This window comes from Nocardia sp. NPDC087230, from assembly GCF_044744725.1.
Classification (GTDB): domain Bacteria; phylum Actinomycetota; class Actinomycetes; order Mycobacteriales; family Mycobacteriaceae; genus Nocardia; species Nocardia canadensis.
The window spans coordinates 626,028-650,987 of record NZ_JBIUYV010000001.1 but is presented as its reverse complement, the minus strand read 5'-3'; the positions used below and the strand labels follow the sequence as shown (position 1 = coordinate 650,987).

At 67.6% G+C, this 24,960-nt stretch carries 35 protein-coding genes; 26 read left to right on the top strand and 9 right to left on the bottom strand.

Annotated features, from left to right (window positions below; genetic code table 11):
• Window positions 1-227 precede the first annotated feature (227 nt).
• The 4 genes from ACIO52_RS03075 (at window position 228) to ACIO52_RS03060 (ending at window position 3,179) form a co-directional block, all read left to right on the top strand.
• A complete protein-coding gene (locus ACIO52_RS03075) occupies window positions 228-863 on the top strand; it encodes a LysE family translocator (protein ID WP_402641240.1) in 636 nt (211 codons plus the stop codon).
• Window positions 864-1,295: 432 nt separating this feature from the next.
• Complete coding sequence (locus ACIO52_RS03070) at window positions 1,296-1,637, top strand: hypothetical protein (RefSeq protein WP_402641236.1); 342 nt, start codon at window positions 1,296-1,298, stop codon at window positions 1,635-1,637.
• 172 nt (window positions 1,638-1,809) lie between these two features.
• On the top strand, window positions 1,810-2,394 hold the full coding sequence (locus ACIO52_RS03065; RefSeq protein WP_402641233.1) for a helix-turn-helix domain-containing protein: 585 nt from the start codon (window positions 1,810-1,812) through the stop codon (window positions 2,392-2,394).
• Between the two features lie 167 nt (window positions 2,395-2,561).
• Window positions 2,562-3,179 carry a hypothetical protein gene (locus tag ACIO52_RS03060; protein WP_402641230.1) on the top strand — a complete coding sequence of 206 codons (618 nt, stop codon included), beginning with the start codon at window positions 2,562-2,564 and terminating at the stop codon, window positions 3,177-3,179.
• Here ACIO52_RS03060 and ACIO52_RS03055 read toward each other — a convergent pair.
• Window positions 3,164-3,691 carry a hypothetical protein gene (locus ACIO52_RS03055; RefSeq protein WP_402641227.1) on the bottom strand — a complete coding sequence of 176 codons (528 nt, stop codon included), beginning with the start codon at window positions 3,689-3,691 and terminating at the stop codon, window positions 3,164-3,166. The two genes, ACIO52_RS03060 and ACIO52_RS03055, sit on opposite strands and share 16 nt — an antisense overlap.
• 232 nt (window positions 3,692-3,923) lie before the next feature.
• On the opposite strand from ACIO52_RS03055, the gene ACIO52_RS03050 reads away from it, so the two are divergent.
• The 5 genes from ACIO52_RS03050 to ACIO52_RS03030 all read left to right on the top strand — a co-directional run bounded on the left by ACIO52_RS03050 (window position 3,924) and on the right by ACIO52_RS03030 (window position 8,699).
• Window positions 3,924-4,499, top strand: a complete 576-nt coding sequence (locus ACIO52_RS03050) for a hypothetical protein (RefSeq protein WP_402641224.1) — start codon at window positions 3,924-3,926, stop codon at window positions 4,497-4,499.
• 105 nt (window positions 4,500-4,604) lie between these two features.
• A complete protein-coding gene (locus ACIO52_RS03045; RefSeq protein ID WP_402641222.1) occupies window positions 4,605-5,819 on the top strand; it encodes a hypothetical protein in 1,215 nt (404 codons plus the stop codon).
• Window positions 5,807-6,589, top strand: a complete 783-nt coding sequence (locus ACIO52_RS03040) for a hypothetical protein (RefSeq protein WP_402641219.1) — start codon at window positions 5,807-5,809, stop codon at window positions 6,587-6,589. The genes ACIO52_RS03045 and ACIO52_RS03040 overlap by 13 nt, the downstream gene beginning before the upstream one ends.
• Window positions 6,590-6,672: 83 nt before the next feature.
• Window positions 6,673-7,923 carry a hypothetical protein gene (locus ACIO52_RS03035; protein WP_402641216.1) on the top strand — a complete coding sequence of 417 codons (1,251 nt, stop codon included), beginning with the start codon at window positions 6,673-6,675 and terminating at the stop codon, window positions 7,921-7,923.
• Window positions 7,911-8,699, top strand: a complete 789-nt coding sequence (locus ACIO52_RS03030; RefSeq protein ID WP_402641213.1) for a class II glutamine amidotransferase — start codon at window positions 7,911-7,913, stop codon at window positions 8,697-8,699. The genes ACIO52_RS03035 and ACIO52_RS03030 overlap by 13 nt, the downstream gene beginning before the upstream one ends.
• 71 nt (window positions 8,700-8,770) lie before the next feature.
• On the opposite strand, the gene ACIO52_RS03025 is transcribed toward ACIO52_RS03030, so the two are convergent.
• On the bottom strand, window positions 8,771-9,496 hold the full coding sequence (locus ACIO52_RS03025) for a GNAT family N-acetyltransferase (RefSeq protein WP_402641210.1): 726 nt from the start codon (window positions 9,494-9,496) through the stop codon (window positions 8,771-8,773).
• A 545-nt stretch (window positions 9,497-10,041) separates the two neighbouring features.
• Here ACIO52_RS03025 and ACIO52_RS03020 point away from each other — a divergent pair.
• The 8 genes from ACIO52_RS03020 (at window position 10,042) to ACIO52_RS02985 (ending at window position 13,560) form a co-directional block, all read left to right on the top strand.
• Window positions 10,042-10,239, top strand: coding sequence for a hypothetical protein (locus ACIO52_RS03020; RefSeq protein WP_402641207.1), 198 nt, complete (start codon window positions 10,042-10,044; stop codon window positions 10,237-10,239).
• Entirely contained in the window at window positions 10,236-10,553 is a 318-nt protein-coding gene (locus ACIO52_RS03015) for a hypothetical protein (RefSeq protein WP_402641204.1), read from the top strand. The genes ACIO52_RS03020 and ACIO52_RS03015 overlap by 4 nt, the downstream gene beginning before the upstream one ends.
• Window positions 10,550-11,044 (top strand): hypothetical protein, encoded by a 495-nt coding sequence (locus tag ACIO52_RS03010; protein ID WP_402641201.1) that lies wholly within the window; start codon window positions 10,550-10,552, stop codon window positions 11,042-11,044. The genes ACIO52_RS03015 and ACIO52_RS03010 overlap by 4 nt, the downstream gene beginning before the upstream one ends.
• Window positions 11,026-11,385: a hypothetical protein gene (locus ACIO52_RS03005; RefSeq protein WP_402641198.1), complete on the top strand. Its 360-nt coding sequence runs from the start codon at window positions 11,026-11,028 to the stop codon at window positions 11,383-11,385. Before ACIO52_RS03010 ends, ACIO52_RS03005 begins: the two co-directional genes overlap by 19 nt.
• A gap of 167 nt (window positions 11,386-11,552) precedes the next feature.
• Complete coding sequence (locus ACIO52_RS03000) at window positions 11,553-11,996, top strand: hypothetical protein (RefSeq protein ID WP_402641195.1); 444 nt, start codon at window positions 11,553-11,555, stop codon at window positions 11,994-11,996.
• Window positions 11,997-12,192: 196 nt separating this feature from the next.
• On the top strand, window positions 12,193-13,074 hold the full coding sequence (locus tag ACIO52_RS02995; RefSeq protein ID WP_402641192.1) for a DNA-processing protein DprA: 882 nt from the start codon (window positions 12,193-12,195) through the stop codon (window positions 13,072-13,074).
• Window positions 13,075-13,103: 29 nt separating this feature from the next.
• Complete coding sequence (locus ACIO52_RS02990) at window positions 13,104-13,310, top strand: hypothetical protein (RefSeq protein WP_402641189.1); 207 nt, start codon at window positions 13,104-13,106, stop codon at window positions 13,308-13,310.
• Window positions 13,270-13,560 (top strand): hypothetical protein, encoded by a 291-nt coding sequence (locus tag ACIO52_RS02985; protein ID WP_402641187.1) that lies wholly within the window; start codon window positions 13,270-13,272, stop codon window positions 13,558-13,560. The genes ACIO52_RS02990 and ACIO52_RS02985 overlap by 41 nt, the downstream gene beginning before the upstream one ends.
• A gap of 221 nt (window positions 13,561-13,781) precedes the next feature.
• Here ACIO52_RS02985 and ACIO52_RS02980 read toward each other — a convergent pair whose 3' ends face one another.
• Window positions 13,782-14,207 (bottom strand): hypothetical protein, encoded by a 426-nt coding sequence (locus ACIO52_RS02980; protein WP_402641184.1) that lies wholly within the window; start codon window positions 14,205-14,207, stop codon window positions 13,782-13,784.
• A gap of 78 nt (window positions 14,208-14,285) precedes the next feature.
• Window positions 14,286-14,588, bottom strand: a complete 303-nt coding sequence (locus tag ACIO52_RS02975; protein WP_402641181.1) for a hypothetical protein — start codon at window positions 14,586-14,588, stop codon at window positions 14,286-14,288.
• Window positions 14,589-14,661: 73 nt separating this feature from the next.
• On the opposite strand from ACIO52_RS02975, the gene ACIO52_RS02970 reads away from it, so the two are divergent.
• The 4 genes from ACIO52_RS02970 (at window position 14,662) to ACIO52_RS02955 (ending at window position 16,343) form a co-directional block, all read left to right on the top strand.
• The gene (locus tag ACIO52_RS02970; RefSeq protein WP_402641178.1) at window positions 14,662-14,934 is read left to right on the top strand and encodes a DUF6374 family protein; all 273 of its coding nucleotides are present in this window, start codon (window positions 14,662-14,664) and stop codon (window positions 14,932-14,934) included.
• Between the two features lie 190 nt (window positions 14,935-15,124).
• Window positions 15,125-15,487: a VOC family protein gene (locus ACIO52_RS02965; protein WP_402641174.1), complete on the top strand. Its 363-nt coding sequence runs from the start codon at window positions 15,125-15,127 to the stop codon at window positions 15,485-15,487.
• A 325-nt stretch (window positions 15,488-15,812) separates the two neighbouring features.
• The gene (locus ACIO52_RS02960; protein WP_402641171.1) at window positions 15,813-16,016 is read left to right on the top strand and encodes a hypothetical protein; all 204 of its coding nucleotides are present in this window, start codon (window positions 15,813-15,815) and stop codon (window positions 16,014-16,016) included.
• A 66-nt stretch (window positions 16,017-16,082) separates the two neighbouring features.
• On the top strand, window positions 16,083-16,343 hold the full coding sequence (locus ACIO52_RS02955) for a hypothetical protein (RefSeq protein WP_402641168.1): 261 nt from the start codon (window positions 16,083-16,085) through the stop codon (window positions 16,341-16,343).
• Between the two features lie 123 nt (window positions 16,344-16,466).
• On the opposite strand, the gene ACIO52_RS02950 is transcribed toward ACIO52_RS02955, so the two are convergent.
• Window positions 16,467-16,757 carry a hypothetical protein gene (locus ACIO52_RS02950; protein ID WP_402641166.1) on the bottom strand — a complete coding sequence of 97 codons (291 nt, stop codon included), beginning with the start codon at window positions 16,755-16,757 and terminating at the stop codon, window positions 16,467-16,469.
• A 571-nt stretch (window positions 16,758-17,328) separates the two neighbouring features.
• Between ACIO52_RS02950 and ACIO52_RS02945 the strand changes: the two genes are divergently transcribed.
• A complete protein-coding gene (locus ACIO52_RS02945) occupies window positions 17,329-17,904 on the top strand; it encodes a histidine phosphatase family protein (RefSeq protein WP_402641164.1) in 576 nt (191 codons plus the stop codon).
• A gap of 119 nt (window positions 17,905-18,023) precedes the next feature.
• Here the strand turns inward: ACIO52_RS02945 and ACIO52_RS02940 are convergent, their stop codons facing one another.
• Window positions 18,024-18,707: a hypothetical protein gene (locus ACIO52_RS02940; protein ID WP_402641161.1), complete on the bottom strand. Its 684-nt coding sequence runs from the start codon at window positions 18,705-18,707 to the stop codon at window positions 18,024-18,026.
• 340 nt (window positions 18,708-19,047) lie between these two features.
• Between ACIO52_RS02940 and ACIO52_RS02935 the strand changes: the two genes are divergently transcribed.
• Entirely contained in the window at window positions 19,048-19,635 is a 588-nt protein-coding gene (locus tag ACIO52_RS02935) for a hypothetical protein (RefSeq protein ID WP_402641158.1), read from the top strand.
• Between the two features lie 96 nt (window positions 19,636-19,731).
• On the opposite strand, the gene ACIO52_RS02930 is transcribed toward ACIO52_RS02935, so the two are convergent.
• Both ACIO52_RS02930 and ACIO52_RS02925 read right to left on the bottom strand, forming a co-directional pair.
• Window positions 19,732-19,986, bottom strand: a complete 255-nt coding sequence (locus ACIO52_RS02930) for a hypothetical protein (RefSeq protein WP_402641155.1) — start codon at window positions 19,984-19,986, stop codon at window positions 19,732-19,734.
• A gap of 78 nt (window positions 19,987-20,064) precedes the next feature.
• A complete protein-coding gene (locus tag ACIO52_RS02925) occupies window positions 20,065-20,721 on the bottom strand; it encodes a hypothetical protein (protein WP_402641152.1) in 657 nt (218 codons plus the stop codon).
• Between the two features lie 632 nt (window positions 20,722-21,353).
• On the opposite strand from ACIO52_RS02925, the gene ACIO52_RS02920 reads away from it, so the two are divergent.
• Window positions 21,354-21,515 carry a hypothetical protein gene (locus tag ACIO52_RS02920; protein WP_402641149.1) on the top strand — a complete coding sequence of 54 codons (162 nt, stop codon included), beginning with the start codon at window positions 21,354-21,356 and terminating at the stop codon, window positions 21,513-21,515.
• An 88-nt stretch (window positions 21,516-21,603) separates the two neighbouring features.
• On the opposite strand, the gene ligD is transcribed toward ACIO52_RS02920, so the two are convergent.
• Window positions 21,604-22,536: a non-homologous end-joining DNA ligase gene (gene ligD, locus ACIO52_RS02915; protein ID WP_402641147.1), complete on the bottom strand. Its 933-nt coding sequence runs from the start codon at window positions 22,534-22,536 to the stop codon at window positions 21,604-21,606.
• Window positions 22,537-22,735: 199 nt separating this feature from the next.
• On the opposite strand from ligD, the gene ACIO52_RS02910 reads away from it, so the two are divergent.
• Window positions 22,736-22,987, top strand: a complete 252-nt coding sequence (locus tag ACIO52_RS02910; protein WP_402641144.1) for a hypothetical protein — start codon at window positions 22,736-22,738, stop codon at window positions 22,985-22,987.
• A gap of 83 nt (window positions 22,988-23,070) precedes the next feature.
• Window positions 23,071-24,852 (top strand): ParB/RepB/Spo0J family partition protein, encoded by a 1,782-nt coding sequence (locus tag ACIO52_RS02905; protein WP_402641141.1) that lies wholly within the window; start codon window positions 23,071-23,073, stop codon window positions 24,850-24,852.
• Window positions 24,853-24,960: the final 108 nt, after the last annotated feature.

The window sequence follows — 24,960 nt, the reverse complement described above, 5'->3', positions numbered from 1 at the left end:
GGACCGTCGGTATCGAACCGCTCATTGTGGCGACGGCGGTGACGAGCAAAGGGGATTTCGCGGCGTGGACGAATCAGTCGCGCCAGAACGATGTACACCGGTTCAGGACAGCGAGGAACATGAACGCGATGGTCGACACCGCCCGGTGTGCGGGCAAAATTGGCGCCAACGCGACCCCTCACGCGATTCCACGCAGAATGTGATCGCAAGCAACTACGCTCGGTGAAATGGTCCCGCTTTCGCATGCTGCGGCCTTCGCCGCCGCAGCCTTGATCATCATCGTCATTCCTGGACCGAACGTGCTATTCGCGATCGGCCGAGCCCTGACTCTGGGGCGCCGGTCCGCAGTCCTGTCGGTAGCAGGCGGTGTCACCGGATCGTTCGTACCGCTACTCGCGGTGTCGTTAGGCCTGGGCTCGGTCTTGATGACCTCAGCATTGTTGTTCACGATCGTGAAAGTAGTAGGAGCCGCATACCTGATCTATTTGGGCATCGCGACGATCCTGCAGCGGAAGGAGCTCGCTACGGCCTTGCTGTCCAGTGCCCCGAGCACCGACGGCGGTCGTGTGTTCAGACAGGGCTTCGTCGTCGGTGCTACCAACCCCAAGACGATCGTGTTCTTCAGCGCGGTCCTTCCGCAGTTCGCGGTACCAACTCAGGGAGCTCTGCCCGCGCAGTTGCTGACCCTGGGCTCGATCTTCCTTGCAATCCAGGCACTTTCGGACGGTTGTTGGGCGCTGCTTGCAGCAACTGCACGGTCATGGTTCGTTCGTTCTCCACGTCGCCTCGAAACAGTAGGCAGTACTGGCGGGCTGATGATTGTCGGAGTTGGAGCAGGCATGGCGCTGAGCGGGACCAACTAGCCGATCGGGGCAGCCCATCATGTGCCTGCTACGAACAGCGACTGCCACTGCCCGCGATGCGGACGTATGTCGATGCACCCACGACGAGAACACCCAGATCGCCAGAACACCACCAACACTGCGTCCCGCAGTACGTGGACAGTCGCAGGCCACACGACTTTCCAGGTATCGACGCCGCGCTGATTCTGGCGACGGGTGGCACGAGTTGCTCAATCACAGTGCCCACCTCGACGCCGATCTCGTCACGATAGATGCGTCAATAGGCGTGGATATGCCGTTATTCGAGTAAGCGGTTGTGCGTTGGATGCCGACGAATCCTGGCACCGCTTCAGGAGGCACGGGCACCGTTGACGACGCGAATTGTGGCGTCACTTCTCTGGGCGTCGGCGCGGTGTTCTGCCTGACCACGGTCGAGGAGTGGACAATGGGCGGATGTTTGGACAGGGCAAGGACTTGGCGGCCGCGAGCGAGAGGTTCGCGAATGCGCTCCCATCTACACCGGAACTCGTCGACGCTGGCGAGGGTGTGCTGGCCGCGATCGAGGGCGAGATCGAGCTGCTCCAACGCCAGATTGCCCAGTTCCGAGACCGTGACCCCAACCCCGGCGAGACCGAGATCGTGATCGCGACCCGTCAAGGTGCTGTGATGGCGTTGACCGCTGAACGAAGCAGATGGCGAAAGATCGTGGATGAGCTGCGTGAGGTCCCCCCGCGGCCTATTGATCCAACCGGCTCCGCCTACTTCGAAGGCAACCCACCACCGGACCTTCGTTGACGGCTACGCTGCGGATCGCCCCGGATAGCTCGACCTTCGATGCACGGCATCGACCCTTCAAATAGCGGCCCAAGCCTAAGCAAAGGCTCCAGCAGTAGCGGCCTCCCCGCGGCTGGACACGACATAAGCGGACGAGCCCTAATCCCGGCTAGCGCTCGGATGGTGCAGAGAAATGACCCAGAGTTCGATCGCCCTGTTGACGCTGGCGCACGCACACCACCACGACACGGAGCACGAGCCGGAAGCCACTGTGCCCGAATCACAGCGCCCACTGGACATACCGAACGCACCGAGCGGCCACGCCGCGAGCTCTGCCGACCGGACAGCCGAGCTGAGCGGGGATTCCCTCGATGGTTCTTGCGACGGAGCAGATCTCGAGGCACTGGCCACGCTGATCTGCGAACAGGACCCCGGCGGGCGACGCGACCCCGCGACCGTCGCCGCGGTGCTCGCACACCGGTACGTAGATGGGTGGAGCGCCAGCCGTGTGGCGCGCGAACTCGGGCGCAGCCGTTCAGCGGTCAGCCGAATCCTGCGCGACGCCGAACGACTGCGTGCGCACGTACCCATCGATCGTGCGCACGCCGGTGCTGAACTCTCTGCTCAGCATGCGCACGATGATGAAGACCGTGCGCACACCGATCCCGACCGTGCGCACGAGGCGGCCGAGCCGCGCGGCAACCGTGCGCACACCAAGGATGAGCGTGTGCACGCCGACCGCAGCCCCGCGAGCACCGAACCGGGCACGAGCGGTTGAGACGGACGATGTTTCGGCCGATCGGCGGACCACCCGAACCCCTATCTGGTGTGGTTCAGGCCACATCGACAGGAGGGTGCTTCCCATGTTGGATTGACGCACGGTTCGTTGCCAGGCATCACCTTCGTGCACGACTTCAGCGAGAAACCACGTCCTTTGGGGGACCAGTGAACCTCGATCTCTCCTGCCCGCAGTGCGAACGCATCGACTGGGTCCAGAGCGTGCCCGCCGCCATGGCGGACGGAACCCATAGCGGCTACAGCACTGGTGTTCATACCGGAGTTGGCATCGGTCCGGGTGGACTTGTGCCTGTTGTCGGGACCTCGGTCCACGAGTACGGCCACAGTTCGACTCTCGCGCGAAGCTTGGCCTGGCAACCCGTGCTGCCCTCTGCAGGACCACTGTCGGTCCTGGGGTCCACCCTGCTGTTGTTCGTCATGGCTATGTTCGCTGTGTGCACCGCAGCCCTGGCCGAAAATCCACTACCGGGCAATCCCATCCGCATGTTGGCATCGTTGCTGGGCTTCTACCTCTTTCCGCTATTGCTGTCGATCCCCGTGGCCGCGATCTTGACGCTCGCGTTCCAGCGTGCGCGCCGCAACGGCAAGGTCCAGGCGGGGCGTGGCCGCGCGCGAGGGGTGTGGAGCCACGGCTATTACTGCCACCGGTGCGGCGTCGCCTATTGGCCGTATCCGACCGCGCCCGGCATCCCCTATCGCGTCGCCCTGGCTCCGAGCCAATTCCGGTGGCATGTCTGGAACATCGGCGGCTACGCCAAACTCTGACCGAGCGCCTCGACCACGGTTGGGGCGTCCTGTGAACCCGCTTGAACCTCGAAGCGCACAGTTTCCAGCGAACTGCTGGCTGCACCACCGCGATCCGGTCCACTGCGGTCAGTCGTTGCATGATCGGCCGCGCGGGCTGCGGCAGTCATGAGTTGCCGCACTTGTCTGCTGGTCAGTTCGAGTAGTTGGCCGATACTTTCATCGGACTCGCCTTGGTCACGCATTAACGCGACTGCCTGCGCCTGCTGAGCGCGCCATCGAGTGGCTTCGGCTTCGTATTCGCGTTCTATCTGTTCGATCTGTCCACGCAGTTCACCGATGCGGTGATCACGCGTCATGAGGCTGTGGCGGATCACTCCCGCAGCGTGTAAGTAGGTCTGGACCGCGTCCATCGTCGCGGCCGCGCGGCGCTCCGCCTCGGTGCGCCGATCCTTCATCAGCTGACGGACCTCGTCCAACCGCCGAACCAGTTCGGGATCTTTCCTGGCACGACGTGGCTTGCTAGCAGGCATCTCAAACTCCTGAGATCGACCCGACCAGCGGCTCTTCCACCCACGAGGATACGCCCCGCTACCGACATCCAGCACAGCTGAGCCGGATCACCCTCTCCCCCAGCGCTACCCGACGCCGTCGAGATCTGCCGCGCCGCAATTGGCGATCGGGGGATCGCGCCGTTGACCTGCCCACAGCTGCGCGCCATTCCAGAGTTCGCCTGCCACATCACCGTTGCCGAAGGACGCACTCATGACCGACACGCACGCCACGATCGAGCCGCTCCTGCGCAGTCTCACCGGCAAGGAGTTCACGGCAACGCTGCTGTCCACCCTGACCCAGACGGACTGGGCCGAAGACGAGATCCACCTGGCACAGCAGCGACACCCTGACGTCGCCGACGTTCTCTTTCACGGGTTTTCGCTGTTGACCGCCACCCACCCTCGCATGAGCACCGAGTTCGTCTACCGCGCCCACGCCCGCGAACTACTCGACCGAGTCGCGGCCGGACAGCCGACCAAGCCGGGGACAGCTGTCGAGGTCGTGTTGTTGTTGATGCAGGTCAGTCTCGTAACTCCGTTGAACACCAGCGCGTTCGGCCTCTACCTGCGGATGTGGCGCCAGGCGGGACTGCCCGACCTCGGTGAGCCAGTCAAGGGATTCGACGACCACTACGAAGCGATCGCCGCGAGTGGTATCGACGAGTTCGAAGCGGTCGCGCGCCGCAAGCTCGCCATGCCGGACCGGGTGCTGGCCCTGACCACCTGCGACGGCCGCCACCACGGCCAACCCGTCGCCTGCCGTCTGGCGAGCGCACGCGCCGCCTGACCCATACCCCACCTTCCTCACCGCCGTTTCCCGTTCTCGTCATTTCGCGCCGTTCCCGGCCTTCGGGGCGGCGTTCGTCGTTTCTGCGAAGGGATTTCACCCGTCATGCCTGATGTGGAACTGCCCGACCCCTGCGGGGTCTGTCGAACCCGCGACCCCGGCACCCGCTACACCATCAACGGCGGGCCCGTCTGCGAGACCTGCGTGTACCGGTGCCCGCAGTGCTTCCAGTGCGGTGCCCGCGCGATCACGCTGACCCCCACCACCTGCGCCGGACTGCTGTGCACGGGCTGCGTTTCCCGGCTCCGCCCGTGTGTGGTGTGTACGGAAGTCACCTCGGCTCGCCAACAGGTCGATACCGGTGGCGTGGTGTGCGAGCTGTGCGCGCGCCTGTTCGACCAGTGCTTCCAGTGCGAGCGCTTCACCCGCCACAGCCGCTACGTCGTCGGCAACGTGCGTGCTTGCGCCGAGTGCGCGCGCGAGCTGCGGGCCTGCACCGACTGCGGCACCCTGATCCGCGGCCAGGGCCAGTGTGAACGTTGCGAGGACCCGTACCGGGTGTGGAACTACTTCTACCGACCCGACCCGATCTTCCACGGCGACGGGCCGTTGTTCCTCGGGATGGAACTCGAGGTCGTCGTCCCCGCCGACCGCTACGACGACATGGTCGCGATCGCAGTCGATGCGCTCGGCCCGCTCGGCTACCTCAAACGCGACTCCTCCATCGCACCGGCCGGATTCGAGATCGTCTGCCACCCGATGACCTACCAGTACGCCCTGACCGGGTTCCCGTGGCAGATGCTGGCTGACCTCCAGGTGATGGGGTGTCGAACCAACGCCAGCGTCGGCCTGCATGTGCACGCCTCCCGCGCCGGATTCACCGGGCCCGCGCACGTCTACCGGTGGATGAAGCTGGTCTACCGCAACCACGCCGAGGTCACCGCCCTGGCACGGCGTACCAGCCGCTATGCCCCGTTCGAGTCCGGCACCCGCGCCCGAGCCAAGGACCTGGCCAAGGGCGCTCACCGCGCTGTCGGGTTGCCGCGTAATCAGGCGATCAACCCGCACCCGCGCGACACCTTGGAGTTGCGGGTCTTCGCCAGTTCCCTCGAGACCCGGCAGGTCCAGGCCGCGTTGGCGTTCACCGAGGCATCGATCCGCTACACCGCCGATCTCACCGTCCCCGACATCCGTGCCGGTGGCTGGGAGTGGGACCGGTTCACCGACTGGCTGAGCCGGCACCTCGAGTACCGGCCGCTGCTCGACGAACTCACCGCTCTGGACGAGTACCCGCAGGAGGTTGTGCTGTGTGCCTCCTGACCTTCATCCCCGCCTCGGTCTCCCCCTACCCGCAGGCGTTGCTGCGCGGCGCCGACGCGAATCCGCACGGCCACGGGTTCGCGCTGATCGCGGGTGACCGGATCGTCACCGGCCACGGCATGAACGCCCAGGACGTGATCGACGCCTTCGCCCGCGTCCGCGCCGCGCATCCCGAGGGGCCCGCGTTGTTCCACTCCCGCTACGCCACCCACGGCATCCGCACGGTCGCCAACTGCCACCCCTTCCGGCTCGGCGGTGACGCGCGGACGGTGCTCGCGCACAACGGGATCCTGCCCAAACGCGTCCACCCGAGCGCCTATGACTGGCGCTCCGATACCCGCATCGCCGCCGAGGACTACCTGCCGCAGATGCCGTTCGGGTCGCTGGACACCCACCGGGGCGCCCGCGGCCTGGAAACCTGGCTCGGTTCGTCGAAACTGCTGATCCTCACCGTCGATCCCGCCTACGACCAGCAGGTGTACCTGTTCGGGGAATCGAGGGGGCACTGGGACCACGGCATCTGGTACTCCAACTCGAGCTACCTACCTGTGCCGCGGCGCTATCGCGCACCCGAGCCCTACGTCTGCAGCGCCTGTGACGACGTCGACCTGAACCCGGTCGGCCGCTACTGCCGCAAATGTGGGTGGTGCTTCGCCTGCGAAACCCGCTTCCCGCACTGCGACTGCCGACCACCACGAACCCGCAGCCCCCATCGCCGCGGCTCCGACCGCCAGCTCGCCCTGCCCGCGCCGCCGCAGCCGAGTACCTAGCGGGCTGTCGCGCCATCACCACCTATTCATCCGAGCCCGCACCCGCATGGTGCGGGCTTTCGTCGTTTCCAGGGAAGGAACCGATGCCCACCGCCGTCCTCAATCCTCCCCTCGACCTCGCCGAATGCGAGTCCTGTTCCACCCGAACCCCTCCCGACGCCCTCATCCACACCGCCGACGCCGAAGAGCTGTGCGCGAGGTGCGCCTCGGAGCTCGACCTGTGCCAGGGGTGTGATCGGCCCACCCGCGACGTCGAACAGACCGTGGACGAGGAGGACGTGTGCGCCGAATGCCGCAGCCGGCTCAGCGAATGTGACGACTGCGCGCGCTACACCAGCGAGATCACCGCGGTCGCCTCCGGTGGCGACGTCTGCTCCGGCTGCGCCGAGGAGTACTCGACCTGTTTCGATTGCAACATCGTCGTCGCTGATCCGGTCTCGATCAACGGCGACTACGCGGTGTGCCCGGACTGCCGCGACGATTACGACCGCTGCCGCGGATGCCACTGGCTGTTTCGCGGGTGCGAGTACTACTGCGACGGCTGCGCCCAACCCGACGAATCCCGGGTCCACGACTCCGACTACAAACCGGACCCGGACTTCCACGGCCTCGGACCGCTGTTCCTGGGTCTCGAGCTCGAAGTCCGCACCAGCTACACCGGACACGACGACGCGGTGAAAACCGCCAACACCCAGCTCGACTCGCTGGGCTACCTCAAAACCGACGCGTCAGTCAGCGACGGATTCGAGCTGGTCACCCACCCGATGAGCTTCGACTACGCGATGAACCAGTTCCCGTGGTCGCTGCTACCGCAGCTGCGGCTGCTGGGCTGCGACACCGACGAAGAAGTCGGCATCCACATCCACCTGTCCCGCGCCGGGTTCGACTCCCCCGCCCACATCTACCGCTGGCTCAAGCTGATCTACCGCAACGAGCCCGCCGTCAGCACCCTGGCGCGGCGCCGCTATACCACCTGGGCGCAGTTCGACCCCGACACCCGCGCCATGGCCAAGAAGCTCGCCCACGGCGATCACGGGTGGGGCCGCTACCACGCCGTCAACGCCCGCCCCGCCGACACCTTCGAGCTGCGCGTATTCGCCAGCTCCCTGAAGACCCAGCAAGTTCAGGCCGCGCTGGCCTTCGCCGACGCCTCGGTCGAATACACCCGCGGCCTGCGCTCGGGCGACGTCGCGCGCGGCGGCTGGGACTGGTCCGCCTTCACCACCTGGGTGTCCACACGCGCGCAGTACGCGCCGCTGACCGCGGAGCTGGCCGCGCTCACCGCTACCGGTGCATTCACCACCCTCGAGGAGGCCTACCCGTGTGCATCCTGACCTTCATCCGGCCCGCCATCACCCCCGACTACGACGCCCTCGCCGCCGGAGCGATCGCCAACCCCCACGGGCACGGCTGGGCGATCCACGCCGGTGACCGGCTCGTCGTCGGGCACGGATTGGACCCGCGCGAGACGATCACCGAATTCGCCCACGCCCGAACAGAGTTCCCCGACGGGCCCGCCTTGTTTCACTCCCGCTACGCGACCCACGGCAAGCACACCACCGCGAACTGTCACCCGTTCGCGATCGGCGGGGACAAACGCAGCGTGCTGGCCCACAACGGGGTCCTGCCCGACCACGTCCACCCAACCCGTGGTGATGACCGCTCCGATACCCGGATCGCGGCCGAAGACTTCCTGCCCCGCGCACCGTTCGGGTCACTGGATTCCTGGATCGGACGGTCGCGGTTCGAGCGTTGGCTCGGCCACGACAAGGCCGTCATCCTCACCGTCGACCCCGCCTACAAGCACTCCGTCTACATCTTCAACGAGCAGGCCGGGCACTGGCGCGACGGATCGTGGTATTCAAATCACACCTATGAGCTGGGCCGGTTCCCGCACGGTGGCTACACCGCCTTCGCCGAGGGTTTCGGGTTCGAGGACGGCTACTGCGACAACTGCGGCGCCGACTTCGACAACCCCGACGGCCCGCATTGTCTGTACTGCGGATATTGCGTGCAATGCCTGCGGACCTTCCCGCGCTGTAGTTGTGCCTGCCCGGACGAGTCGCTGCGCTATGCCGACCTCGGCGACCCCGAGCTCGAAACCGCGTGACCGCCTGTGGTGTCGAACCACCCCGTCACGCCTAACGAGTGACCGGATGCGATTCCTGCGACGCGACCGGATCAGATCGGGATTCGCGCTATCGGGTTCTCCGGCGTGGGAGGTGGTTGGAGATTGAGGTAGAACAGGCACCTGTCGGGCTCGGGCATCACCACGGTCGGGAAGCCGCCGAGCCACACGCTCACATCGACGCCGGCACCGGTCGGGTAGATGAACAGTTCCCGTTCCGGTCTGCCGAAGAACGCGCTCAGCCCGGGCTCGCGCGGGGCGAACGCGCCGTAGAGCGCACCTGTCGCGTTGTAGAACGCGGTCGCGGTCAATGCCCGCATCAGCGCGCTACCGACACCACGGCGTCGATGCGGCTCGTCGACGGCGACCAGATCCACCCGCCACATCGCCACCAACGCCAACGCCGTCACCGCGGCAGGCGCGTCCCAGTCCTGCGACATCGCATCCAGCAAGTCGACGTCGGGTCCGGCCAGGACCCCACCGATCACCGTGCCGTCGCCGTCGAGCGCGACCAACGCGGCCGTGCGCGCCATCACCAGTGACTCGAAGCTGACGTGGCGGCGCGCCATCGCACGCCACACATTGCCCCGGACGACACCGGCGCCCAGCACACGATCCCGATGGGCGCGGATCAGCTCTGAGGCGATCCCCGGACCGTCCATCCCCAGCATCGATCCCCACTCGGCGAACCGCGACAGTTCTGCCTCGGTCCGCGCGAGCCGAACCTCGATCGGTCCTTTCAGGGCCTGTCGCCACAGGTAGCCCAAGTCCACAGACACAGGCCGACCGCGATCGCGGGGTGCCTTCTTCTTCGAGTGTCGAGCTCGCGATTTCGGCATCTTCGCCTCCTGGACAACAACCAATGATGTTGTCCACCAACGCTATGCACACCTGACGCCGGTGCGGCATCTCCACGTCGATGGCACCCATCACAGCCCGATCCACTGGCGAAAGGGCGGCCGATGTGCTCCCGACCTGCGCAATCACCCTCGCGGTCTCTCGGCTCGACGCGGCACATCCCTCAGACAGCACATCTCCGATGTGTCCGAGGCCGAGTCGCACGCGGATGTTCTCGACCCCGCGCTCGAAACAGCCTGTCCCTCAACACCTTCTTCGATGGGAGCCACATGCACGACGTCGCCCTTGCCCGCGTCGGCCGCATCACCTCGGTCTGCACCCCGCTCGCGAGGCGCTCGAGTGCAGACCGGGCGTGCACCACCACACCGCGGCGTTCGGCTGACGCAGGCGGGTCGGCGTGAATCACCCACCACTGCCCCATCTTCCCGTTCCGCTGCTTCGGGTCCATGACCGCGACGGCGCCCGCGTGCACGTCAGCACCGACGGCTACTGGGTTCGCCTGCACCTGCACGACACGCTCGCCGGTGAAACCCGATGCCAGCTCATCGATCTCGACCGCCACGAAGCCGACCGGCTCGCCGCAGCGCTGGCTGCCCGTCATCATCCGCGACCGGTCCGCCGGTTCGCGTTCCTGCACCTTCTCCGGAGGATCCACCGCGCATGACCCAGCCCCTGACCATCCCGCCACTGCGGTACCGGCTGCGTGCCGCGATCGCGCAACTCCGCACACCCGCACCAACTGCTCCGTCGTCGGACTCGACCGCGATCGGTATCGAGCTGGAGGCCGCGCGCGGTCGCGGTGACGCCATCACCGTGCGGACCCGCGGCGGCCACACCCTGCCCACCGCGACACCGACCACCGTCAGCGCCCGCTACACCGTGCTGACCACCGCACCCGGTGAACGGGTGATCCTGCCGCTGCGGTTCATCGAATCCGTCGAACGCCACACCCGCACAGCAAGCGAGGGACGGGCGTGACCATGCCGATCAGCCTCGCCGCCGACGACCGCCCCGACCCCGACCGATTCACCGCCCGCGTGCATCCCCTGCTGGCTGCGACCGAGGTCGTGATCGTGGGCTGGCACAGCACCTTCGCCACACCACCGGCCGCCGGCACGAAACTCGCAGTCTTCCCCGACACGATGGGCATCGATTTCGGGCAGCGCCCGGTGATGGGGTTGGTGCGCATCGAACACGCCGCCCTCACCCACAGAATCATCAACGGCATCGCGATCCCGCAGTGGGTGCCCGACCCGATCCGCGACGGGCTCGACCCGGTGTCGTGGCGGTTGATGCCGACCGAACCCGACGGCGAAAGCTGGGTGATCGCCGGTGGCCGCTGGGCCTACAGCGGCCACGACGCCGTCCTGCCCGCCACCGTCATCGACGCCGCCCTGTCCCCGCCCACGGTGGTGCGGGTCTACGGGCACAACCCTCACACCGGCCGTGAGTGGATCACGGCCTCGTGATCGGCGACGCCAAGCAGCTCAACTCGTGGCTGCGTGCCCAGATGCCCGCGCTCGACGAGACCCGGTATCTGCCGTGGAACGCCGGAACACCAACTGCTACCTCGCTGGTCGCGCTGGTCCACCTGCGCGTGCAGACCCACTGTGCCCCGGACCGGGCCACCACCGTGGTCCTGGTCGCCCACCCCACTCCCGCCGACGACACCGAACCCGATGCCGGACCGGCAGATTCGAGGCCCGATTGCCCCACACAGCACATTCCCCGACGTCGCGGCCGCGCGCCGCTGAGCATGTTCCGATCCTCGCGCGGCTGGCGCACGCGCCGGTCTCGGCCGGACTCGTAGTCCCCTACATCACCCTCGCCCACCGCGACCGAACCCGACCAGTGTGGGGAAACATCGACCCACAACGCCTCGCAGAAGTCCTGCACCACAAACGATGCCAGGTCTGCGGGGAAGACCTCTACGACACCCTCATCTTGATGATCCGCCCCTCCGATTACCTGCGCGGCGTGGCAGTCGAACCTGGCTTGCACCCCGAATGTGGCTGGTATAGCCGCCGAGCTTGCGTGATGCTGGCCGGGCACGTCGACCGCTACAACCCCGTCGGCAACACCCCACTCAACCTCTGCAGCGACCCGCTATGTCGCTGCCGGTACTGGGCGCCCGCCGAGACCACCACTCCGGGCCGGGAGGGCAAACCGGCCGAGGCCTGGTACGAGGCCTGGATCCGGCGCGACGACTACGACGTCTTCACGGTCCCGGCCGACGAGTCCGGTCCCGCCGCCACCGGCATCGCGCTACGTGGGGTGCCGTTCCTGCGGTTGCGTAAGGTCCGCGACCCGGCACCGAACTCCGAGGACATCCAGCCGATGGACTTGCTCGCAGCGGTCATCGCCGCCCGCACGCTCTGGAAAACCCTCAACCTCACCGACGACTCCGAGGCGCCCCGATAGCCGGTCACCCGGCGTCCGGCAGCGCGGGCTACCTCGCCGCCAGCCCCGTACGCGACTTCCCGGCCGGGCAGTGACCGGCGCTCACCATATCCACATGTTGTGGATACCCCTGTGGACAACCACAACAGGAGCCACCATCCGACCCGCCCGGCCGCAGCCGCAGCGCGGTCCACCCTGCGAGAGGACTTCATCGACCGTGGACCTGACCATTTCCGCCGAGCACGCCCAGCAGTTGGCATGGGCGATCCTGGCCCGCGCCGCCCTCTACCGTCGCGGAGCGGTCGCTATCCTGCTCGCCGCTCAGGGCCCCGACGGGGCCTCCGACATCCTCGCCCGCGCCACCCCCGGCCTGGCGGTGCGCGCCGAAGCAGACCTCGCCGACGCCGACCGCATCGGCGCCCGGCTGATCACCCCCGAAGACCCCGACTGGCCCCGCCAGCTCACCGAGCTCGACGACCCCGCCACCAACCAGTTCGGTCCGATCGCATTGTGGGCTCGCGGTACCGGACGCCTCGACACCCTCACGCACCGCGGCGTGGCCGTGGTCGGGGCACGGGTATGCACCGAGCACGGCTACACCACCACCCGCGACTTCACCGCAACCGCCGCCGAGCAGGGGTGGACGATCGTGACCGGCGGCGCCTACGGCATCGACACCGCAGCCCTCGAAGGCACGCTCGCCACGGGCGGGTCGGCGGTCGTCGTCACTGCCGGCGGGCTGCGCCACGCCTACCCCGCCACCAACGGTGACCTGTTCGAACAGGTCACCCGGCGAGGACTGCTGGTGTCGGAGTATCCGCCGTCCGACCGGCCCACCCGTGACCGGTTCCTGCACCGCAACCGGATCATCGCCGCGCTCGGCGCCGCCGGGATGGTGGTGCCCGAGGCCGGGATCCGCAGCGGCACCCTCAACGCCGTCGACTGGGCAAACCGGCTCGACCGGCCCGTGTACGCCCTGCCCTCGCCGGCACCGACCGCTCCCGCGTGGGCCGGGTGCGCGGCCATGGTCGACGACGGCCGCGCCCGCCTGGCCACAGACACCGGGCAGCTGCTGGCCGCCCTCGCGGCCGAGGACTGAATCTTTCACCGACAGAGAGGAAATCATCGATGACCGTACGGATGGGCAAGTTCGAACTGTGGTTCCCACTGAGGCAGGTCGCCGTGATCGCCGAGCACGCGATGGCCGCCACCGAGCATTCCTGGCCCGACTACGACAGCAACAAACCCGACCCGGTCCCACCGGCGCTGGTGTGGGCCAAGGACCAGGGCACCTATGCTATCCAACGGCCGACCCCGCCTGCTGGCCGACCCTGACAACCCCGAGGGCTCCTCGAAGGTGGTCTACGCGGTCGGCTACGAGCAGTACTTCAACTTCTCCTACACCGCGGTCGGTGGCGACGACTTCGCCGAACACCTCTCCCTCACCGCAAAACAAGACGGAACCTCGCTGATCGAGATGATCCGCCACCACGCCGCCAGCGGCGGCATCATGATCTTCACCGTGCATCCCGGCGGCCGCCTCGACATCGAGTTCAGTTCGGCCGCTGCACCATTCGCCCGCTAGCGCCCCGGTTCGGATGCCGAATCGATATCGAACCCCGGCGCCTGTCGGACCGCCGACCCGGCGGGCGCGGAGTAGATTCCCGTCTCGTCGGATCCCGAAGAGCCGGTGAGGGTGGGATTCGACAGCAGGTGCGATGCAGGTCTCTGGCGGGATACATGCTCAGCACCCGTCCCGGTCGGCCGAGGCCTCACCCGTAAGGGCCCGGCCGACCGGGACTGACCTCACACCGTGCGGTGGAAGTGCAGCGCGCTGCCGGACACCGCGGTGAAGCCGAGCGCTTCGAAGAATTGTCGACGCCCCCACCGCCCTTGCGGGTCGGTGTCGAGGACCACGGCCACCTCCCCGGCCCCTGCCACGCAGGCTCGTTGGATAAACGTGCGCACCAGTGCAGACCCGACACCGCATCGCGGTCGCAGGACGCCGACCAAAGCGAGGTGGCCCGTCTGCGGGGTGCCGGCGAGGAACCCTTCAGCCGTGGCGTCGCGCCGAGCGAGGAGCCGAACCACATCCGGGTCACCGATCCCGGCCAACCGTGAGGGTGCGGCGAAGACGCTGTCGCGCAGCCGGTGGATCCGGTCCAGGGAGGCGAGTAGCTGCGGGAGCAGTGTGTGCTCACCGTCAAGCTGCTCGACTTCGATCCCGTCCACACCGCCCACGCTGCCATACCGGTACGGCCGTGCAGAAATTTCCGGTGCGTCGAGCCGCCGACGGCCGCGCCTTCTCGGCTACTGGTCGGCCGGACTGAGCGCGTGCGCGGGGCACCATTGGTGGAGCTGGAGTTGCCCGTGCCCGTTACCGGTGACGAGAGTGAAGGTGACCAGGCCCATCCAGGTTCCGTCATCGAGGAGCACCCAGGCATGGAGCCAGCCGGGGACGTTCTCGGCCAGGCGCAGGCCGCCGAGTTTCACGCGCATCGCCAGCTGGTCTTGGCGGAAGTGTCGCGGTTTGGTCGTGATGGCCAGGTGGGCGGCGACGATCACCTTCTGTGGCGGGTCGACGACCCGCCACGGCTCTGGTTTGAACTGCACCGGCCACTTCTCGAACACGCCGCCGAACTTACAGGTCTCGAATGTATGTTCGATAACGAGTAGAGTGCTGGCCATGTCCGAGATGCCTGCCCCCGCGCCGACGGCAGCGGCGCTGGCCACCGTCCGCCGCCAGCTCGACGCCTGCGCCGCATTCGGCGCCGTGCTCACCCCCGAGCAGTTCGACGAGATCGCGGTGCGCCTGACGGAGGTGCTGCGCGGCTACGCCGAAGCCGACACCCGCAGATATCCACGGCTACGGCGCCCGCTGCGGCCGCGATCCGCACGGACCGTGCGCCCCTGGCGGATCGATCACACGTCCAGCGATCCCGAACACCCGTCCTCCTAGCCGATGTGGCCAGCGGCAGGAGGACCTTCGCCCGCACAGACAAGCGGGTGCGCAGCGCCGCTGTCGCTGCGCCCGACGCGGGCGCTGTCGGCCGCCCGAAAAGAAGTGGAGCGAGCCACGACAGTGCGGTTGGATAGCCACCTGCGGGCGCCGCGCGGCCCGCGAACCTGGATGACCAAGGGAGTGCACGATGCCGATCGCGACGCTGCGAGGCGTGACCCTGGACTGCCCCGATCCTCGGGCTCTCGCCCGGTTCTACCTCGAGCTGACAGGCATGCAGCTCGGCTATGGCACTGACGAGTTCGTCGCCCTGACCGATGGTTCGGGTTGCGATCTGGGCTTCCAACGAGTCGACGGATACCGGGCCCCGCGGTGGCCGGGTCAGGACGTGCCGCAGCAGCTGCACCTGGACCTCAGGGTCGCCGACCTCGACGCGGCGGAGACCTCGGCGCTGGGATTCGGTGCGGTCAGGCCGGACCACCAGCCGGGCGGCGACCGGTGGCGGGTGCTGCTGGACCCGGCCGGTCACCCTTTCTGCCTGGTCACTGGCTGATACCGGCAGGATCTGACCACCGCGACCCGTCTGGTGGTGTCGAACTTCGCGGATACCAGCACCTTCGGCGCTGAGAGCGGTGTCGAGATTTACCGGTCATCGGTGCTGCGGTTTCACGGAGAGAACCACCGCCAGGAAATCGGGTAAGTCGGTGCGATACTGCCCGGATCGACGCCAGAGGCCGACCGATCCCGGGCCACACCGTGATCGCCTCGCACGGACAGGACACATCAGTGAAGTCGTCATCGGCATCCGGCCGCAGCACCCGGCCGATATCAGTCCAGCGATCGGCCGGCCCCTGCCGTGATGTTGGTAGACGGTTGGTATGAGCAGCGCCGAGGATGATCCCGACGTTGCCCAGGCCCGCGAATTCCTCGAGATGCTCACTGTGGAGGCGGCCGGGATCGAGACTGCGGCGGCGCTGGCTACCTCGCCGCAGCAACGCGCTGCGCACCTGTCGAACCTGCGCCGGGTGCGCGGATTCATCGACGCCCTGCATCGCCGTTTCCCCGACCTGACCGACAGATAACCTCTGCGGCCGCGCCGGACGGCGATGTCATCGCATCGTGACGTCGAGGTCCTACGGTGTGGGGCTATGCCGCAGTTCGCGCTCGGAGAGGAAATCGGCTGGACCACCCTGCACCGCGGGATCGACGGCCGCGAGTGGGGCATCCTCATCGAATTGCAAGGCCCGATCACCGCCATCGGCTACGACCCCGAGTCCGGCCGCATTCTGGACTACCGCATCGAGGCCACGATCGGCGGCCGCGCGGTGGGATCGGTGCGTGTACCTGCCGCCGAAGCTTCCGAGGTCGCAGTGGAGCAGCTGTGCGTGTGGTGCGCCGAATTCACCTGAGCGAACACACCACCGGCGCCCAGCTCTGCGCGAACGGTGCTCGACGCCCTTCAGCGCTGCCCGGACCATGCCGATCGATCCCACTTGAGGTCAGCAAAGTCGAGCCCAGCCCATCTGCCCCTGCTACAAGCGCGGATCGTGCACGAGCCGGAAGTCGTGCAACGCCTCACCCAGTCCGCCGGACGCGGTGAACTCGCGGCCGATGACTTCCCCGGCCGGGATGTCGCAGTCGCGGCCCATCACGGCAGCCGAGAGCACCAGCGGAGCCGTGTAGGAGTGGCGCGGCGTGACGCAGTGCGCGTCGTCGCCGACGGTGAGTAACACCCACAACGGCACCCGGCCGTCAGGGAGCACCTGGTAGTCGTGGCCCGTGCTGGGTGCGTCGAAGTCGATCGGAAAGTCGTCGTCACTCACTGGTTCCACTCCTGCCAGATCGTCGTGGTGCACGCATCGGTATCGGACCGGCGCCAGCCCAGCCAGTCCCGGCCGTCGAACCGGTTGGCCGACGGGCCGTTCCGAGATGACGATAGTGCCGTCAGCCGACGTCGCGTACGGGCCGCGCAATAGATCGCGGCTCGCCTGGTGACGACCAGTTCGGGCGACGCGGAATCCCGCAGCCAGCAGGCGACTAGGCAACGCGTCCAGGCAAGCGCACCCAGCATCGGCTCGTGGCTTGTTGTTGATACGGAGTGTTTTCGACGGCGCGCGCAGACAAGGGCGAAGTCGTCCGTTTTGCCGGGAACCGGCACCGGTGCAGCGGCGTCCAATCTGGCATGACACCTGAAGATCGTGCAGCGTTGCTCGAGGCAGGCTACGACCCGAACGACCCCGGCGTTCAGGCCCGCATGATCGCCGTCGAACGCGGACTCGCCCTGCTACGGGCCCGCTGGCACGACAATCCCGGTCACTTCCACCACCGCGGGGGACCCCGCGCGACACAACCAGTGCCTACGACGGCGCCGACTCCTCGGGTACCGCGGCCGCCGTGCGATCCACGCTGATCCTGCTCCGCCACGCCACCCCCGTCATTCCCACACCCGGCGGACCAGACGACTACACCCGCCCGCTGACCACCCAGGGACACCGGCAGGCCCACAGCGTGATCGACGAACTGATCCCGCTGGCGCCGCGGGCGATCGTGTCCAGTCCCTACCTACGAGCGGTCCAAACAGTGCAGCCGCTGGCCCAGGCCCTGGACCTACCGGTGCAGACCGATCACGAGTTGCGGGAATGGGACTCCGGGCTCGCACCTCGCCGCGACTACGCGCGCCACTACGCGATCAGCTGGATGATGCCGAGACTGGCGCGCGCCGGTGGGGAAAGCCTGGACCAGCTCACCTTGCGCGCGGCCGGGGCCCTGATCGCGCTGGCCGACCGCCATTTCGACAGCACCGTCGTGATCGGCAGCCATGGCACGTTCATCGCGCGTGCCCTGGTCGGGTTCGGATTCACCGACGTGGATTGGGGATTCAGCCACGCGATGCCGATGCCGGCGATCTACCGGCTCGAGCTCGCCGACGATCACGTCCGGGCCAGCGGTCCCGGCCTGCCCGGACCGTAGTCCGTGCACGCCAGCGGCTGAGCCAGCCAGGCCCACCGTGGCCGCCCAGGTGAGCGCGAGCACCGAGTCGAACCGACGACAGGCCGGACCATCCTCTCGTCCACGGGTTCCAGGGCTGGCTATCGTGGCGCGATCAGGCCACATGAGAACGTAGCGTTGACGGCAACTTTCGATACTCGATCGTCCGGGTCGCCGAAATCACCAGGCAGCACAGTCGCTGTGGCTTTGAGTGCCAGCGATCGCCTGTCTTCGGAGACCGCTACTTCGATGTCGTCGGCGGAGTCCTTGGTCGCGTGGATGGTCTGCAGGTTGTGGCGGTCGTCGGTGAACCGGATCGAGATCTGCGGCGCGAGCGGGAACCGCGAGCGCATCGACCGCGGGGTCGCTGCGATCTCGACGGTGAAGGTCACGATGTTGTCGCGCGCGTGCGCTCGGTAGGTCCACGAGCTCCCCTTCGACGGGTCATCGAAAGGTCCTCCCGTGCAGGTGAGTTCACCACCGCCCAGCACGACATCGGCTCTCCAGCCGCCTGCCAGCATCAGCCTCGCTTCCCCGAGCCCGGGCTCAGGAAGTATCGGCATTTCGACTGCGGCGGCTGCGGCGTTGTCCACGAACACCGGCCGAGCCGAGCCCGGGACGGGCGAGCCTGTCGCCTCGGTGGACTGGCCCGCTGTCGAGGTCGCCGGCGGCGTCGCGGTACCTGGATCGGAGTGGTGCGTATCGGCTTGGGGATCGCAGCCGCTGATCGCGACGATCGCGACCATCAGCGTGCACCGCCACGAAATACCGAGCCATGAGGGCATGCGGGGAGCCTACGTAGATCCGGCCTTCAGCGACGAGCCGGTAGTGGATCCGGCCAGACGTTGCGCCGCGCGCACGATCACGACGCGGCCGCCGACCCGACAGAACACTCGACGATCATGGATCGCGACGGGCAGGCGGGCCGCGCATCGCACCGATATCGCTCGACTCCGGCGGGGCATCATCTCGTTCGAACATTTCCAGACGGAACTCAGCCGCCGCGATATATTTTGGCAACCGCGTCGGCCGGGACTACGTCGAGGTCGGACCGAGCCCGCGCTGCAACGATGGCTCGTCTTCTGTGCGGCCTCGGCCGCTGGTTCGAATCCGGGACGGTGAAGTGTGAGCGAAGCCCATGACCGAGTAAAGCGATTGCGCCAGCAATATTCTGCGGACGCAACCGCCCATGAAGCCCACCGCTCGCAGGCTCAGGCCGCCTGCGATCTGCGTACCGCGCAGCGGATGCGCGATCTGCGCGACATCTTGACCGCAGAACACATCCCGTCACGCCCGCTGTACTCGGTGAACGTCGTCGCAGCAGCTGACCGGCCGAAGCCACTGCTTCGCCGCTACGGACCCGGACTGGACTTGTTCACCTACACCCCGGCTGGCGCCGGGTGGTCGCTGCGCCGACCGGCGCGGTTCATCACCGCGCTCGGGCCCGGCTTCTGGACAGACGACGAACACGCCCGACACCATCCGTTGCTGACTACACGGGGTGAGATCTGGAGTGTTGTCGACACCGACTGGCGAAACAATCCCATTGAGCAACGTGGGCTCACGCGAGGCCGCGGGTACGCCGGTGCCGTCGCGGCCGAAACCCTCGGTACGTTCGGCCGCGACGGGCTGGCACCGATCGGAAATCTCGACGATGCATTCCTGACGCACTGGTATCTGATGGTGATCGACTGGCTGACCGAGCAGCACTAGCAAAATCACCGGTTCGCTGACGAGTTCCCCGTCGATTGTCAATGCCTGGCCGGTACCGCCGATTTCGCGCAGACCACCGGCACATCCGCTGAGGTGTCAGCTCGGCGGATCGATGACCTCTTCGATGCGGTCCAGTAGACGCGCGAGGATCACCGCGGGCTTGTCCCCCATGGTGTAGCCGACCCAGTCCAGCGCGACGATCCGCACGACGGTGTCGATGTCGGCGACCTCCGGCGGCGGGGTGATCGCCGAACGTACCTGAGCCACAACATCGCCACCGTTGTTTATGGCTTCGACCACGGCTAGGACCAGCCGCTGCTGATCGGCAGACATCAGGTGCTCGTCGTCCATCGAACTCACCACATTCCCGCCGCTGGAGCCTCGCCCGGATTCGGAACCTGCGCACAGCTTCGCATCAACCGGCCTCGTTCAGGCCATCGCCGTGTCGATGTCGGCCGCCAGGGCTCTGGTGATCGCATCAGCGTCGCGCTTGAGGTCGGCGAGCAACTGGGCGGGTTCGCTGCTGTCGTGGATGTTGATACCGCCGATGTCGGCGGCCACGATGAGATTGCTCGTGCGGAAGGAGATCTCGACCGAGCCGGTGACCGTGCCCGCGATCCCGCTGGGGTAGCGCGAATGAGTCGTCACAGCGTAGGCAGCCTCGCCTACACCGGGCACGTCGGACGCGCCCGGTGGCCGCCGCTGCTCGAAGAGCTGCCGGGTGTGTGCAACCGGATCCGAGACCGTGTCGCTGCCGGGGATGACGATGAACCTGAGGAACAGGTGTCGGCTGGTTGGCCCGGTCGCGGTGTCCTGCAGCGGGGTCGGGGTGTCGGGGTCACCGGAGTAGATGCCGACGCATCGCACACCGATCGACTCCCCATCGAGGCCCGGGTCGGCGTCGGTGCTGATCCGATCGTCGTCGGCGCGTAGGCTGCCGGCGAACTGATCGATCTCGGCCGCGACGGGAGTGAGCGCGACCGCGCAACTGGCCGGGACGTGACCGAACCGCGGCTGCGCCACCGCGGTTCCCGCGCTCGCGCACGAGGACACCGAAGCGATCACCACACCGATAGCCGCGACCACGGCAATCCTGGATCGGCGTGTCGGCCGCACGGCTGTGTCCGATGGCGTGGTCGCCTCGTGTGCGATCCTTCTCGGCCTGGGTGACGGGTCGAATCGATCCGTTGAAACCCGGTAGGCTCCTTCCGATTCGGCCGGCGCCGGGCACCCCCGCCAATCCCCGTCACCGGTTGTTGCCTTCCGATACCCGCGCACGTAGATTCCCTCCCTGCCGCCGATCGGGCGGCTGTGTCTGGATCCTTCCACAGAACCTTGACCTGTCATGTCCGGAATTCCGACCGCCGAAACCCCACATCGTTGGCCGCTGTTCATCGAGATCCGGTTAGCTCCGACGTCTGCGCCGTGGGATCGTGGCGTCATGGCAGAGCAGTACGTGTCGGCGGCGCCGGAAGGCCCCAGCCGCCGCTGGGCGCGGTGGCTCACGGGTGGCGCGGTCGTCGTGGCCGGCGTCCACGCCGCCGCGCTGGTGCGATTGGCCGTCAGCGGGAATTGGAACGACCTCGCGGCGACGAAAATGTTCGGCCTGGCCCTCGGGGCCGCCGGGCTGCTGCTCCTGATCTCCGTGGCCACCACCGAAGTCCTTCTCCGACTCGGTGCGCGTTCCGAAGCGATGGACGACACGCACGATCGCGGCTGTGGTCGTCGGCGTCGGCCTGTTTCTGGTCGGGATAGGCCGGATGGTCCTCACCAGGGATCTCGGCGACCCGATCGCTCTGCGGCTTACTCAAACATCGACGATCGTCTTGATCGTGTTCTACGTCCTCGACTGGCTTCCCCTCCAGCACTCCCGACGCTGAACACTCGCGACCGGGTCCGAAGGCCGGATCGGCGTTCCCGCCGCTTCGCGTGGGGTGGTGGGTCGACCGGGTCATGGTGAACACCGAACTATGGACGTCCGAGCGGGGTTTCGACCTCGTCGAGGTCCTTGTCGGGACGCAATCCCCGCCAGCTGGGGTGCCGTAGCCGCCCCTCACCTGTCCACTCGGTGAAGACGACCTCCCCCACCAGCCAGGGCTGCACCCAGAACACCCCCACCGCGGTCGGTCCGACGCCGGGGATCGGCGGGTCCGGTCGCTGCAACGGCGCCAGACGCGCGCGCAGATCCGACAGCATCGCCGCGGTGAACCCGGTCCCGACACTGCCCGCGTACTCAAGGGTGCCGCGATCGTCGGGGACCGCGACCAGCAGCGATCCGATCTGCCCCGCGCGGCGCCCCGAGCCCGCCTTCCAACCGATCACCACGACTTCCTGGTGGGAGACGTTCTTGACCTTCGTCCACGCCGGGCTGCGCTGACCAGGCAGATACCAGCTCTCGCGCCGTTTGCAGATGATTCCTTCGAGCCCGAGTTCCTTCGAGACCGCCAGCGCGTCGGTGGCGGGGCCGGGCAGTAGGTGCGGGATCTGCCAGTGCGGGCCGGCCAGGCCGGTGTGTTCGAGGAGTTCGCGGCGCTGGCTGTAGGGCAGCTCGATCAGGGACCGGTCTCCGATGTGGAGCAGGTCGAAGATCATGTAGGTCGCCGGATCGGATTCGGCCAGCGCCGCGATGGTGGCGGGGTTGCGTTGATGCATCCGCGGCGCCAACGCCTGAAACGACGACCGCCCGTTGTGCTGGATGACGATCTCGCCGTCGACGACGAACCCGGGCTCCGCCGGTGCGAGTGCGGCGAGTTCGGGCCAGGCGACGGTGATGTCGTTGCCGTTGCGCGACTCGAGCCGCAACGTCTGCTCGACGTAGGCGATCACGCGCAGGCCGTCGAACTTCACCTCGAACGACCACCGGCCGTCATCGGCCGGTAGTTCACCCGCGGTCGCCAGCATCGGCGCATACCGCGGCAACCCACTCACTCGCGCCTCGCCATCACCACACTCCCCTCCCCCCGAACCCATTCAGCAAATATTCAGCGTACCGCTGTTCGAGTCGGATCGCCGCGATCCGAGTCAGCGCTGCGCGTTCGTGACCAGCTCTATTCGAACATCCCGAGCCCTGTATCGACATCCAGCAATCGAAGGAGACCCCTTGACCGCAACCACCCCGACCGATGCGCCGACCACCGCGCCGGTCGAATCGATCAGCACCATCGACCTCGCCAACCGCGTCCACTTCGGCACCGCCGGGCCCGTCACCGAGCTCGGTGAAGACCCGGTGATCGAGCGCTGGCGTCAGCAGTTCCCGGGCTGGCGCGGCAAGCACTGGACCTACCGCGCCGACGACTCCGACACCCTGCGACTGCACCCGCTCAACGTCACCCGCAACCGCCGCACCCGCTGACCAGTTGCCCATCCCGCCATCCTGCGACAGCGCGCACGCCCACCGATGCGCGCCGTCGCCGTTCCCATCGAAGAGGAGCTACGTTGCCCACCACCACGATCGACACCGTCGACCTCGACCAGCCCACCACCGAACCGTCCGCCCCTGCCACCGAAGCCGAGCCCGTCGACGACGACACCATCGTGGTCGCGCCCGCCCCGCCCCACGTCGAGGCCCGGATCATGGACCCGGCCGAGTTGGTGATCGGGCACAATGTCCGTCCCGAGGACCAGATCGACCTCGACGCCCACCCCAAACAAGTCGACTCCATCCGGCAGCTCGGGGTCCGTGACCCGATCCTGGCCGAACGCGGCCCCGACGGACAGATCGTCGTCATCGACGGCCAGGTCCGCGCCCTGATCGCCCGAACCCTCGGCATCCGGGAAGTCCCGGTCTACATCCAGGACACCGATCGGGCGATCACCGACCCCCAACGGTTGATCGACCGGGCGCTCACTCAGATCAACCTCAACGACCGGCGCATCGAACTCACCCAGTCCGCTCGCGCGGCCGCAGTCACCTACATGCTCGACCTCGGCGCCACCACCACTCGTATCGCCGACGGCTTGCAGACCGACACCGCCAGCATCCGTCGGGCCGGCCGGATCGGTCGTTCCGCGACGGCACGGAAGTTGTTGGACGACAACCAGTTCGGGCTCGACCAGCTCCAGATCATCGCCGAGTATGAGGCCGTCGCCGACCACGCCGCGGTCGCCCAGCTCACCGAAGGCGGCCGCTGGAACTTCGACTACCGTGCCGAACTCGTCGCGGGCGAGCGTGCCGAACAACGCCAGCGCCTCGCAGCGGCCCTGCCCTACGCCGGGGCCGGGTTCGCGATCACACCCACCGACCCCGCCTACCTCGACCACGACCACTACGTACCCGTCGAGGACCTGGTCACCCCAGATCAGGTCCCGGTGACCGAATCCGGCATCTGGGCTGACCCGGCCCGCTGGGTGGTCGCGCTCGCGCGGGTCGAGGACGCCGAACTCGTCGACGAGGCGACCGGGGAGCTGATCGACCCCGACACCGTCGACTTCGACGCCGAGGGCCCCGATGACGCGCCCGCCGAGGGACTGCGCTCCGCACACGACCTGGCCTACCGAGATGCGTGGCTGCCGACCTACTTCCTGCCCGTCGACCAACTCGAGTCCACCGGGCTGCAGCGGCGCACCGCCACCGACATCACCAGCATCGGCACCGACTCCGAGGAGCCGGCCGCGCAGGCCGAGGCGGAACACGCCGTCGCGCAGGCCCGCCGCGACGAGCGGCGCAGGGTGATCGAACTCAACCGAAGCGGCGCCGCGGCCAAGACCCGCCGCATCGAGTTCCTGAACCGGCTGCTGTCGGGACGGAGCTTGCCTGCCGGTGCGGCGCAATTCGTCGCCGAATCGCTGGCGCGGGATTCCGGGCTGCTATCGGGGACGCGGGCGCGGGCGTTCGCGATGCAGCGGCTCGGGCTCGAGACCAGCACCGAGCTGATCGAGCACGCCACCGGCGGCACCACGACCGAGGGGTGGCGGTTCGTGCTCGGGTTGGTGCTGGCCGCCCACGAATCCGCCCTCGGCAAGGACTCCTGGCGCCATCACCGGTGGCTGGGCACCAGCGCAACGCACTACCTGCACTACCTGGCCCAGATCGGTGAATCGAAGGGGTTCGCGTTGGTCGATGTCGAGCTCGCCACCGCCGGAGACCTCGACCCCGACACCATCGACCTCAACTCCCCCGCCGTCACCGACCAGTCGCCGAACGATCCCACCGACGGCACCGCCCCGGCGAGCGACGACACCGACACCGCGACAACGGAACTCGCTGCGGCGGCCTGAACGCCCCCGACAGCGCGCGCATGGCCCGGTCAGACCAGGCAAACGACCGGACCATGCCCGGCCCCGCCACCGGCGCTCGAGCCCGCCACCCACACCGCCGGTTTCGGC

Excerpts from the sequence above, each read along its gene's own strand:
- ACIO52_RS02940 (WP_402641161.1), bottom strand. The coding sequence starts at position 18,707 with ATGCCCTCATGGCTCGGTATTTCGTGGCGGTGCACGCTGATGGTCGCG.
- ACIO52_RS03065 (WP_402641233.1), top strand. The coding sequence starts at position 1,810 with ATGACCCAGAGTTCGATCGCCCTGTTGACGCTGGCGCACGCACACCAC.
- ACIO52_RS02990 (WP_402641189.1), top strand. The coding sequence starts at position 13,104 with ATGACCGTACGGATGGGCAAGTTCGAACTGTGGTTCCCACTGAGGCAG.
- ACIO52_RS02960 (WP_402641171.1), top strand. The coding sequence starts at position 15,813 with ATGAGCAGCGCCGAGGATGATCCCGACGTTGCCCAGGCCCGCGAATTC.
- ACIO52_RS03050 (WP_402641224.1), top strand. The coding sequence starts at position 3,924 with ATGACCGACACGCACGCCACGATCGAGCCGCTCCTGCGCAGTCTCACC.
- ACIO52_RS02965 (WP_402641174.1), top strand. The coding sequence starts at position 15,125 with ATGCCGATCGCGACGCTGCGAGGCGTGACCCTGGACTGCCCCGATCCT.
- ACIO52_RS03070 (WP_402641236.1), top strand. The coding sequence starts at position 1,296 with ATGTTTGGACAGGGCAAGGACTTGGCGGCCGCGAGCGAGAGGTTCGCG.
- ACIO52_RS03075 (WP_402641240.1), top strand. The coding sequence starts at position 228 with ATGGTCCCGCTTTCGCATGCTGCGGCCTTCGCCGCCGCAGCCTTGATC.
- ACIO52_RS02985 (WP_402641187.1), top strand. The coding sequence starts at position 13,270 with ATGCTATCCAACGGCCGACCCCGCCTGCTGGCCGACCCTGACAACCCC.
- ACIO52_RS03035 (WP_402641216.1), top strand. The coding sequence starts at position 6,673 with ATGCCCACCGCCGTCCTCAATCCTCCCCTCGACCTCGCCGAATGCGAG.
- ACIO52_RS02955 (WP_402641168.1), top strand. The coding sequence starts at position 16,083 with ATGCCGCAGTTCGCGCTCGGAGAGGAAATCGGCTGGACCACCCTGCAC.
- ACIO52_RS02970 (WP_402641178.1), top strand. The coding sequence starts at position 14,662 with ATGTCCGAGATGCCTGCCCCCGCGCCGACGGCAGCGGCGCTGGCCACC.
- ACIO52_RS03015 (WP_402641204.1), top strand. The coding sequence starts at position 10,236 with ATGACCCAGCCCCTGACCATCCCGCCACTGCGGTACCGGCTGCGTGCC.
- ACIO52_RS03055 (WP_402641227.1), bottom strand. The coding sequence starts at position 3,691 with ATGCCTGCTAGCAAGCCACGTCGTGCCAGGAAAGATCCCGAACTGGTT.
- ACIO52_RS02930 (WP_402641155.1), bottom strand. The coding sequence starts at position 19,986 with ATGGACGACGAGCACCTGATGTCTGCCGATCAGCAGCGGCTGGTCCTA.
- ACIO52_RS03045 (WP_402641222.1), top strand. The coding sequence starts at position 4,605 with ATGCCTGATGTGGAACTGCCCGACCCCTGCGGGGTCTGTCGAACCCGC.
- ligD (WP_402641147.1), bottom strand. The coding sequence starts at position 22,536 with ATGCTGGCGACCGCGGGTGAACTACCGGCCGATGACGGCCGGTGGTCG.